Origin of the sequence: Microcystis sp. M_QC_C_20170808_M9Col (assembly GCF_007095495.1) — a bacterium.
GTDB classification, from domain to species: domain Bacteria; phylum Cyanobacteriota; class Cyanobacteriia; order Cyanobacteriales; family Microcystaceae; genus Microcystis; species Microcystis aeruginosa.
This window is the reverse complement of record NZ_SFBZ01000308.1, coordinates 1-8739: the sequence shown is the minus strand read 5'-3', so window position 1 is coordinate 8739 and position 8739 is coordinate 1. Positions and strand designations below refer to the sequence as shown.

Below are 8739 nucleotides of genomic sequence, written 5' to 3'. Positions count from 1 at the left end.
ATTTTACCACTCAATCCAAGCCTTTGGGGGGTTCTACCCCCCAAACCCCCCGTTGGGGGCGTGGCGCCGCCCCCAAACCCCCCGCGCATTAGTTTTTCGGTGGGATGCTTACACGCAGCCTCTGACCCATCTGTAATAATTTAAGAGTCACTGATAATTGCTGATTGTCGGTATTTCTGCAAATGTGAGATGCACCCGGGTTTTCATCGCAACAGGGAATCCTGATGATAATCTGATTTCCCTCCTGTTTTACTCAGCAGACGGATATTTTCAATCAGGATTGATTTTTCTAACGCTTTAGCCATATCGTATAAAGTCAAGGCTGCCACAGATACCGCCGTTAAAGCTTCCATTTCTACACCAGTTTCCGATTTTGTCACCACTTCTGCCCGAATTTCGTAGCCGGGTAACTCTGCTTTCGGGATAATCTGAACATTGATTTTTTGCAGGGGTAAGGGATGGCAAAGGGGAATTAAGGAGGAAGTTTGTTTGGCCGCCATAATTCCCGCTAGTCTGGCCGTCCCTAAAACGTCACCTTTAGGCGCATTTCCCTGTTCTATGGCTTCAAAAGTCGTTTTTAGCATTCTCACTTGTCCTAGGGCGATAGCAGTGCGTTTAGTGGGCATTTTCTCCGATACATCCACCATCTGGGCCTCGCCTTGGCTGTCGAGATGAGATAATTTTTCTTTACCCTCTTGCGTCATTGAATGAACCTGTGCTATAGTAGTTTACTGTTGAGAAAAACAAGGGCTTGTAGCTTAGTGGATTAGAGCGTGTGGCTACGGACCACAAGGTCGGGAGTTCGAGTCTCTCCAAGCCCGTTAGATACAATGGCATATACTACAGGAATTAGGGACCTATGGTTCCTAATTTCTTTGGTTTTTTGCCCCATCTTCCCACTTTCCTATACTTTTTAAACAGGATTTAGTATCAGCAGCCAGTTTTGCTGGAGTATTTTTTACCCTCAAACAGTGAAAGAAACTAAACTTTTAGGATTGTATAATACTAAATCTGGTTATTAAAAACTGATTATTTATTCCCCCTTTTGCCTTTTGCCTCTTGCCTTTTGCCTGTCCTTATAAGTAACCTATGCTCAACGGATTTAGTATAATATGAATTCTCCTGCACCTGTGCCGACACCCTTTCAAGTTGCTTTAGAGCGTTACCAGAATGCTCTAAATTATTTAGATACTTCTCATAATAAATCTCTGAAAAAAGCACAGGCTTTAGAAATTATTGCCGCCAGAGATGCTCTTCATAAACAAATGGAAGCTGAGGCGGAAATTTCCGTTGATATGTCGTTAAAATTAATCGAACAAGATAATAGATTAAAACAGAAAAGTTACAAAATTACTCAAGTTCTTGACTTAGCTGAATATCGGGAGACTTTACCTATGTCTGCTCAGGCTTGGTGGTGGCATTTAGAAAGTAAGGAATCTCTGCATCCTTGCAATCGCTTTGATTGGCTATTGAGAATCGGTAAACTGGTTTTATTAGGGGTTAATTTTACATTAATCGGAACGATTGCTACTCGGTTTCTTAGTGGTGGTTCAGGTTTGCTAGAAATAGGAGGTGTTATTTTTTCGACTTTCATTTCTTTATTACAAACTGAAAATGCTCTCACACGGACGCGCCAGAAGGGTTTTGTTAAGTTAATGAAATTGCTTGGGATTGCTGAACATTGGTATGAAGAAATACAGTTTTCTGTAACAGTAATAGTCTTTGCTATTCTCTTGGGAATTTATCTAAATTTCTCTTGGTTTTCTGAGTTTTATAAGCAAGAAGGCAACCGTTTACAATCTCCTCCGCCAGCAAGTCAAGAATTTCCTAATTTAGCTTCAGCCGAAGAGAAGTATTTAAAAGCGATTGAGTTAGATCCAGATAATCTAGATGCTCATTATAAGTTAGCAACACTTTATGAAGAGTTACAGGATTTGACTAATGGGAAAAAACACTATTTAATTGCGGCAAAAGGTGGTTTTATAGATGCTTATAATAATCTCGCTTATTGGTATCTGCGCGATAATAAGAATGCAGAAGCAGTAGAGTTACTGGAAAAAGCCAAGAGATTATTAGCAGAAAAAGATGAAAAACTAGACCAATTTACTGAAGAGGAGAAACGCAATTTAGCAGTACAAAAATATAGTATTTATAAAAATCTAGGCTGGGCCAGATTTAAGCAAAATCGCAGTGAAGATGCAGTTCCTAATCTTTTAGTTGCTATTGGTATCGCTGAAAATCCAGCTTATCAGAAATTTATCCGCAATCCCGGTGCTGCTTTTTGTATTTATGCTCAACTTTTAGAAAAAGAAGACAAGAAATTATCTCAGGAAAATTGGCGTAAATGTCTTAATTTAGCTCAAGGGAGGGAAATTAAGACAGAGGAAGAACAATGGTTATATGAAGCGAGGAAAAAATTAAAGTGAAGTAAAGTTTAGTGACTATTCTCTGAGTAATGCGCTAAATCCTTCTTGCTGAAAATGCTTATCAAAGGTTAATATTTCAGAGATTTCCAGTTGTCTCATAATCTGCATGGAAGCACAATCAGTTAAACTGTATCCTTTATCTAATCGTCTTTGGTAAAAATCAAAAGCCTGCTGAAATTGTTCACTGGTTTGGGGAATGATTTCTATAGTAGAATCGTTTTTCAAATCGTTGGTTAAGTTAATAGCAGATTGGCGTAGATAATCTCCTCTTCCTGACAATGCGTTAAGTAATTCTGTCAAAATCATTTCGCTAGTAATTCCTGTAAATTTTCCTAGTCTTACTGTCATTAGTGTGGCAAGTTCATGGAGATTGTCTCTATAATCAGCGAGTGCTTGCAAATAGGATGTATCTAAGAAAATTTTTCTCATTCTTCCTCATCTTCTCTTGGTGCGCCGTACATATAGTGTTCAAAATTACGCGCAAAGTCTGTAGGTAAGTGTTTTCGCCATTCTGACTGGGGAACAAGTGCGCCAATTTCTGCAATTCTTTGCCAAAAAGGTTTTTTGCGGAATTCGGGATCAGCTTGAAGTTGAGCGAATTTTGCTTGTAATTCAGCTATTGTCGGAAGTTCCTCTATTGTCGGAATTTCTTCTGTGCGAGTGGGATTGTTTGGGGGATTCATAATCATTTAGTGGGATTGGTTTACTACATATATTATAACTTTGAATTGACGTTAGTTCTGTGTTTGTTATTTTTCCTCATCTTCTCTCGGTGCGCCGTACATATAATGTTCCGCGTTACGCGCAAAGTCTCTGGGAAAGTGTTTTCGCCATTCTGATTGGGGAACAACTTTACCAATCTCAACAATTCTTTGCCAAAAAGGTTTTGCTAAAAATTCTGGGTCATTTTCTAGTGCATCCCATTTAACATCGAGTTCTTCCATTGATAACTCAGGCTCTTCGGATGTGTTAGAGGTTGAATGATTGTTTAAGTTAGTCATGATTAAAGTTTCCTTAGTGATAATAGGTTACTTTTATCATAGCATTTTCGAGTTGGAGCGAGGTACGGAGATTATCGAGGGGAATTAACCACAGAGACACAAAGAACACAGAGATTATTCACCGATGTTATAATTTATAATGATGATGGCAAGAGAGCCGAATGTTTAACTGAAAGCTTGACATTATTTTATGTACAGACTATATTATATTTATGGAATAGAATATTATATTTGATCCAGATTTTAGGTTCTGGTTTTATCAACAAGAACAGGGACTTCAAAATGAAATATTTGCTGTTTTAACTGTATTGATGAAACTTGGACCAGCACTGGGGAGACCACGAGTTGATACCATTGAAGAATCTTCTTTTAAGAATATGAAAGAGCTTCGTATTCAGTATAAAGGTGAACCTTGGCGTGTTTTATTTGCCTTTGATCCTCATCGACAAGCAATTTTACTTGTTGGGGGGAACAAGTCAGGTAACAAAAGATGGTACAAAGAAAATATTCCTATAGCAGATCAACGTTATCAAAAATATCTGGAAAAACTTAAGGAAGAAAAGTCATGAAAGAATATACCAACTTCTCGGAAGAATTTAATAAACTTTGTGGAGAACGACAAGCAATTATTAAAGCAAGAGCTTCCCAAATTTATCTGGAGGAACTTACGCTTAAGTATTTGCAGGAAAAACTAGGTTTATCTTTATCAGAATTGGCAGAGCATCTTGAAGTACAGCAATCAATAGTACCTAACCTTAAACAAGAGCAAAATCTAGAGCTAAATACACTGCGCGAAGTAGTTAACGCCTTAGGTGGAACTGTCGAAATTATTGTCAAAATTCCCAACAAAGAACCTATAATTATTGGTGACTATTCAGAAACGAAGTGTAATTAACCACAGAGACACAGAGGACAGGGAGATTATTTGCCAATGTTATAATTTGTACTCAATAATAAAGGTGTTCGCTTTTGGAACACAATATTTAAGATGGAATTAACGGGAAGACTCCATGAACGCTATAAAGCAAAAATCTTAAATTGATAAAAGTCTAATCCGAAAAATACGATCTGTCACTGACACAATTGCTCCCGTCTTTAATGCTTTTGTACAATCTCGTAAAACTATAGTTAAACGCTGATTAATTAGATTGTAGTTTTCATTGCCTAAACGGAATAGGATGACACTTGGTAAATTATCACCACTAATAGCGAGAAGTTGAGAAAAATCTAGATCGACAGTTAAAATTATCCGCTTTTCTCTTTTTGCTTTGGCAAGAATTTACTGATCAGATAAAGTTTGTAAGCCTTCATCTCGAAGATGAACGACATCATAACCTTGTTCTCTTAACCATGAGACTGTACGCAGAGAAATCCCCATATCGGCTAGAAACTCTATCTCCATTGCTCGATTAATTCAAAATGATGAACTTGTTCTCTGGCTAACCAAGAAGCATATAATAAACATTGGTGAATATCTTCTCTTTCTAGGTCAGGGTATTCCTCTAATATTTCCTCTATCGGCTTTTCGTTAGCAAGTAGATTAAGAATTAAAGAAACAGGAATACGCATTCCTCGAATACAGGCTTGACCTGCCATAATTTTGGAGTTAAAAGTAATTCTGTCTAATTGTTTTAAGGTCATATAGTTTCCAGAAATATGAAGATGATACCTGTGGTAATTTTATTATAGCTAATTCTATAGTTGCGAGTGGAAGTGGGAAATTACTCCTTCAGTGAGGGTGCAAAGCTTGTCTCCAACCCCACAGGGAAGATTAGGGAATGGTGAGGTTTTAAGTTGTAGTAGTATAGTATAACAACTTAGACGAGAAAACGGTTTTTTTTAAAAACCCGTTTTCTGAAATCTTATGCTAAAGTTCAACAACGAACCTAATTAAAGCCAAACCCCAATTGATTCTAGTCATGAATAAATTTCTCAAAATCTTTACCCCCATTTCCCTGATATTAATTACGGTAGGATTTCCGGCGGCGACTTTTAGCAACACTGTTGGAGTTAACACAATTTTTCAGGTAAAAGGGAAAGTTACCGTTAAAAAACCACAATGGAAAAAAACCCTTCCCGCTTCTGTCGGACTTACCCTCAGTTTTGATGATGAGTTAGAAGTGGCAGCTAACGCTTCCGTTAAGGTTTATTGTAGTAATCTCAAGCAGTGGATGGTTAAAACAGGAAAGTATATTGTTTCTAATGGCTGTCCTCGGGGAAATCCTGTGATTTCACTTCCCAATAGTAATAATCTTACCCTCTCACTTCCCAATACCATTCGCCCCAATACCATTCCCCTTCGCGAAAACATGACCCCCCGTCCCGCAGGACAAAGAGAAGAAGTCTTGGCAAAATTACCTTATCTAATTACTCCTCGTGAAACGAATATTATTACCAATCGTCCTTCACTGCGGTGGAATGCTGTTCCGGGTGCAACTAATTATACTATCAAAATAGATGGGGTTAATTGGGAAACGCAGACAAATAAAACTGAAATAGTCTATCCCGGTGAACCTCCTCTGGAAGCAGGAAAGCGATATCGGGTAACAATAAAAGCTGATAATGGTGCGTCTTCTAGAAGTGATGCAGTAGTCGGGTTTAGAGTATTAGATGAACAGACTCAAAAAACGGTTTTAGATGCTGTTAAAGCTGTTCAACAGCAGCAATTATCCCCGGAGGAAGCAGGGTTAGTTTTAGCGCATCTCTATCGAGGTTATGAGTTGTATGGGGATGCGGTTGAGGTATTGGAAGGATTAGTTAAGCAAAATAGTCGGGTTGCTACCGTTTATCAACTGTTAGGGGATACTTACCTTAAGATAGGGTTGCCTCAGTTGGCAAAAAAACCTTATGAAAAGGCGTTAAAACTGGCAACAAATACGCAGAATTTGTCAGTGCAAGCGGAGATACAAGCGGGTTTAGGAATAGCTTATCGTCTCTTGGGAAATAAGAATGAGGCGATACAGTGGTTAACCAAGGCGAAGGGGACTTATAATCAGTTAGGGGATACTTCGCAGGTTCAGGAATTGGCTAAAACAATTAATGACATTTTAAGGAGGGAGTAAGGATGAAAGTTATAGCACTCCCGTAGGGGCGAAGCATTCGGGCAATAACCTATCGCTGAAACCGTAGATTTCTTATCCGAATGCTTCGCCCCTACAACTTATTTGAAATTACTATAAATTATGGATAATGGCTACTACTTTTGTACGGAGGTAATTACACAATGGATAAAGATAAACTAATAAAATATCGTCAAGCAGTGCAAAATTTGTTAAGTCGCTATGTAGCAGAAGATGTTACCGGTGAAGACGTAGAAGTACAATTAATATTTGATGTGGAACGGGATCATTATCAGTGGATGAATGTAGGATGGGAAGGTTTAAAACGAGTTTACCGCTCGATTGTTCATTTTGATATTCGTGATAATAAGATTTGGCTACAACAAAATTTAACGGAATTGAATCCAGCAGAAGATTTAATTTCAATGGGTGTTAAGAGGGAGGATATTGTTTTGGGACTGCAACCACCCTATAAACGGCCTTATACTAATTATGGTACTTAAAACAAATTCTCCTTGTCCCCTTGTTCCAAGGCAAAGCCTTGGAACACAATATCTAAGGCTCTGCCTTAAAGTAATGCTATAACTGTGGGGAGGTCGTTTTTAGTAGTGAAACGGCAGAAAAAATCAGAATTTTACTACAGCACAAGGCTCAACCCGACAAATCTATTCAAGTTGATGTTTTTGCCTATCAATAAACTCTAGGGATAAAAAACCAATGAAAGTATCAATCAAATCAGGGATAGCGGTTGTCGTCATTACCGGGATGATGGGATTATCGGGAGTCATCTTAACCCCAACGGTGGGACAGGTGATTTCTCAGGTTTCACCGCAAGATAAATTAGCCGAAGCAGAGAGGCTAACTCAGCAAGTTATTCAACTGTATCAGCAGGGGAAATATAACGAGGCGATTCCTCTAGCAGAACAAGCTTTAGCTATCATCAAACAACAATTAGGAGACAACCATCCCTCTACCGCCACCAGTCTCAACAATTTGGCATTACTTTACAAGTCTCAAGGAAGATATAGCGAAGCCGAACCCCTCTACAAAGAAGCCTTAGCTATCAGAAAACAACAATTAGGAGACAACCAAAGAAATAGAGGGTAAAATCGGTCGTCGTAGTGCCGAATTTCGTAGCCTATCCCAACCCATTACCCTCGAAGGTATTCAAAAGCTAATCCCTGCTGATGCTGCTTTAGTTGAAATAGTCCGCTATCAACCTTATAATCCTAAAAATGATAGTTTTGGCATCCCTCGCTATGCTGTTTATATTCTCTATCCCAATGGTGACATCAAAGTCAAGGATTTAGGGGAAGCTAAACCGATTGATGACAAATTAATTTACTTTCGTGACAATCTTGCAGACGCAGAAACTCCTCTCCCTCAACTGCAAAAATCAGCGCGTCAACTTGATGAGACATTGATGCAGCCTATCCGTCAATTATTAGGCAATACTAAAACGATTCTGCTTTCTCCTGATGCTGCACTTAATTTAATTCCCTTTGAAGCTTTAGTAGATGAAAATAATCAATACTTAGTGGAAAATTATCATATTACTTATCTCACTTCTGGACGGGATTTACTGCGCCTTAAAGATAAATTTGCCAGTCAACAATCTCCGCTTATTGTAGCTGATCCTTTCTACGGTAAAGCAGGGGAAAAAGTCGCTCTCACTCGTTCCATCGACCTGTCTGAGTTTACTTTTCCCGGTCTTCCGGGTACAGAACAAGAAGCTAAAGCGATTAAAAATCTCTTACCTCAAGCCACTGTTTTAACTGGTTCTCAAGCCACAGAAAACGCCGTCAAACAAGTGAAAAAACCGAATATTCTCCACATCGCTATCCATGGTTTTTTTAAACCAGAAAGCAATGTTATTGAGAATCCTTTATTGCGTTCTGGGTTAGTTTTAGCAGGAGTTACAATCGGTCAAAGTGCAGGAGATGATGGGGTTTTGACTGCTTTAGAAACTACCAATTTAAACTTAGTCGGAACCAAATTAGTTGTGCTTTCCGCTTGCGATACGGGGAAAGGAGATATTAAAATCGGTCAGGGAGTTTATGGATTGCGCCGCGCTTTAGTTATAGCAGGTAGTGAAAGCCAATTAATTAGCCTTTGGAAAGTATCTGATGACGCGACTAAAGATTTAATGGTCGCCTATTATGGACGCTTACAAAAAGGAGAAGGACGCAGTGAAGCTTTACGACAAATTCAACTAGGAATGCTCAAGGGTGAGAAGCAAAAACATCCTTTTTA

General features: G+C 38.7%; 12 protein-coding genes, 1 tRNA gene and 2 pseudogenes. 9 read left to right on the top strand and 6 right to left on the bottom strand.

Annotation, left to right across the window (positions count from 1 at the left end; all coding sequences use genetic code 11):
- Positions 1–203 precede the first annotated feature (203 nt).
- Positions 204–704: a cyclic pyranopterin monophosphate synthase MoaC gene (gene moaC / locus EWV68_RS19565; RefSeq protein ID WP_002774359.1), complete on the bottom strand. Its 501-nt coding sequence runs from the start codon at positions 702–704 to the stop codon at positions 204–206.
- Between the two features lie 43 nt (positions 705–747).
- Between moaC and EWV68_RS19560 the strand changes: the two genes are divergently transcribed.
- Together EWV68_RS19560 and EWV68_RS19555 are read left to right on the top strand one after the other, a co-directional pair.
- Positions 748–821 (top strand) — tRNA-Arg (locus EWV68_RS19560).
- A gap of 291 nt (positions 822–1112) precedes the next feature.
- Positions 1113–2426, top strand: coding sequence for a tetratricopeptide repeat protein (locus EWV68_RS19555; RefSeq protein ID WP_287170775.1), 1314 nt, complete (start codon positions 1113–1115; stop codon positions 2424–2426).
- A gap of 15 nt (positions 2427–2441) precedes the next feature.
- On the opposite strand, the gene EWV68_RS19550 is transcribed toward EWV68_RS19555, so the two are convergent.
- Genes EWV68_RS19550 through EWV68_RS19540 form a run of 3 tightly spaced genes read right to left on the bottom strand, consistent with a single transcriptional unit; the run spans position 2442 to position 3427 of the window.
- The gene (locus EWV68_RS19550; protein ID WP_271935268.1) at positions 2442–2855 is read right to left on the bottom strand and encodes a type II toxin-antitoxin system VapC family toxin; all 414 of its coding nucleotides are present in this window, start codon (positions 2853–2855) and stop codon (positions 2442–2444) included.
- Entirely contained in the window at positions 2852–3115 is a 264-nt protein-coding gene (locus EWV68_RS19545) for a hypothetical protein (protein WP_002766985.1), read from the bottom strand. The genes EWV68_RS19550 and EWV68_RS19545 overlap by 4 nt, the downstream gene beginning before the upstream one ends.
- Positions 3116–3175: 60 nt before the next feature.
- Positions 3176–3427: a hypothetical protein gene (locus tag EWV68_RS19540; protein WP_287170774.1), complete on the bottom strand. Its 252-nt coding sequence runs from the start codon at positions 3425–3427 to the stop codon at positions 3176–3178.
- Positions 3428–3651: 224 nt separating this feature from the next.
- On the opposite strand from EWV68_RS19540, the gene EWV68_RS19535 reads away from it, so the two are divergent.
- The gene (locus EWV68_RS19535; RefSeq protein ID WP_353806756.1) at positions 3652–3996 is read left to right on the top strand and encodes a type II toxin-antitoxin system RelE/ParE family toxin; all 345 of its coding nucleotides are present in this window, start codon (positions 3652–3654) and stop codon (positions 3994–3996) included.
- Complete coding sequence (locus EWV68_RS19530; protein ID WP_016516765.1) at positions 3993–4322, top strand: helix-turn-helix transcriptional regulator; 330 nt, start codon at positions 3993–3995, stop codon at positions 4320–4322. The genes EWV68_RS19535 and EWV68_RS19530 overlap by 4 nt, the downstream gene beginning before the upstream one ends.
- Positions 4323–4460: 138 nt before the next feature.
- On the opposite strand, the pseudogene EWV68_RS19525 reads toward EWV68_RS19530, so the two are convergent.
- Positions 4461–4829: pseudogene (locus EWV68_RS19525) on the bottom strand (DUF5615 family PIN-like protein).
- Entirely contained in the window at positions 4820–5068 is a 249-nt protein-coding gene (locus EWV68_RS19520) for a DUF433 domain-containing protein (protein WP_002743172.1), read from the bottom strand. The pseudogene EWV68_RS19525 and the gene EWV68_RS19520 overlap by 10 nt, the downstream one beginning before the upstream one ends.
- A 278-nt stretch (positions 5069–5346) precedes the next feature.
- On the opposite strand from EWV68_RS19520, the gene EWV68_RS19515 reads away from it, so the two are divergent.
- The 5 genes and pseudogenes from EWV68_RS19515 to EWV68_RS22160 form a co-directional block, all read left to right on the top strand.
- Positions 5347–6489, top strand: coding sequence for a tetratricopeptide repeat protein (locus tag EWV68_RS19515; RefSeq protein WP_287170773.1), 1143 nt, complete (start codon positions 5347–5349; stop codon positions 6487–6489).
- A gap of 161 nt (positions 6490–6650) precedes the next feature.
- Positions 6651–6989, top strand: a complete 339-nt coding sequence (locus tag EWV68_RS19510; protein ID WP_002735894.1) for a XisI protein — start codon at positions 6651–6653, stop codon at positions 6987–6989.
- Positions 6990–7063: 74 nt separating this feature from the next.
- Positions 7064–7183 (top strand): annotated as a pseudogene (locus EWV68_RS21985) (YgiT-type zinc finger domain-containing protein); the annotation flags it as partial.
- Positions 7184–7203: 20 nt separating this feature from the next.
- The gene (locus EWV68_RS22165) at positions 7204–7593 is read left to right on the top strand and encodes a tetratricopeptide repeat protein (RefSeq protein WP_502705882.1); all 390 of its coding nucleotides are present in this window, start codon (positions 7204–7206) and stop codon (positions 7591–7593) included.
- Between the two features lie 316 nt (positions 7594–7909).
- A partial coding sequence (locus EWV68_RS22160) for a CHAT domain-containing protein (RefSeq protein ID WP_287170772.1) occupies positions 7910–8739 on the top strand: 830 nt, incomplete at its 3' end.

Bases quoted from the DNA above. Each gene is read 5' to 3' on its own strand.
- EWV68_RS19515 (WP_287170773.1), top strand. From the start codon at position 5,347: ATGAATAAATTTCTCAAAATCTTTACCCCCATTTCCCTGATATTAATT.
- moaC (WP_002774359.1), bottom strand. From the start codon at position 704: ATGACGCAAGAGGGTAAAGAAAAATTATCTCATCTCGACAGCCAAGGC.
- EWV68_RS22165 (WP_502705882.1), top strand. From the start codon at position 7,204: ATGAAAGTATCAATCAAATCAGGGATAGCGGTTGTCGTCATTACCGGG.
- EWV68_RS19555 (WP_287170775.1), top strand. From the start codon at position 1,113: ATGAATTCTCCTGCACCTGTGCCGACACCCTTTCAAGTTGCTTTAGAG.
- EWV68_RS19550 (WP_271935268.1), bottom strand. From the start codon at position 2,855: ATGAGAAAAATTTTCTTAGATACATCCTATTTGCAAGCACTCGCTGAT.
- EWV68_RS19540 (WP_287170774.1), bottom strand. From the start codon at position 3,427: ATGACTAACTTAAACAATCATTCAACCTCTAACACATCCGAAGAGCCT.
- EWV68_RS19530 (WP_016516765.1), top strand. From the start codon at position 3,993: ATGAAAGAATATACCAACTTCTCGGAAGAATTTAATAAACTTTGTGGA.
- EWV68_RS19510 (WP_002735894.1), top strand. From the start codon at position 6,651: ATGGATAAAGATAAACTAATAAAATATCGTCAAGCAGTGCAAAATTTG.
- EWV68_RS19520 (WP_002743172.1), bottom strand. From the start codon at position 5,068: ATGACCTTAAAACAATTAGACAGAATTACTTTTAACTCCAAAATTATG.
- EWV68_RS19545 (WP_002766985.1), bottom strand. From the start codon at position 3,115: ATGATTATGAATCCCCCAAACAATCCCACTCGCACAGAAGAAATTCCG.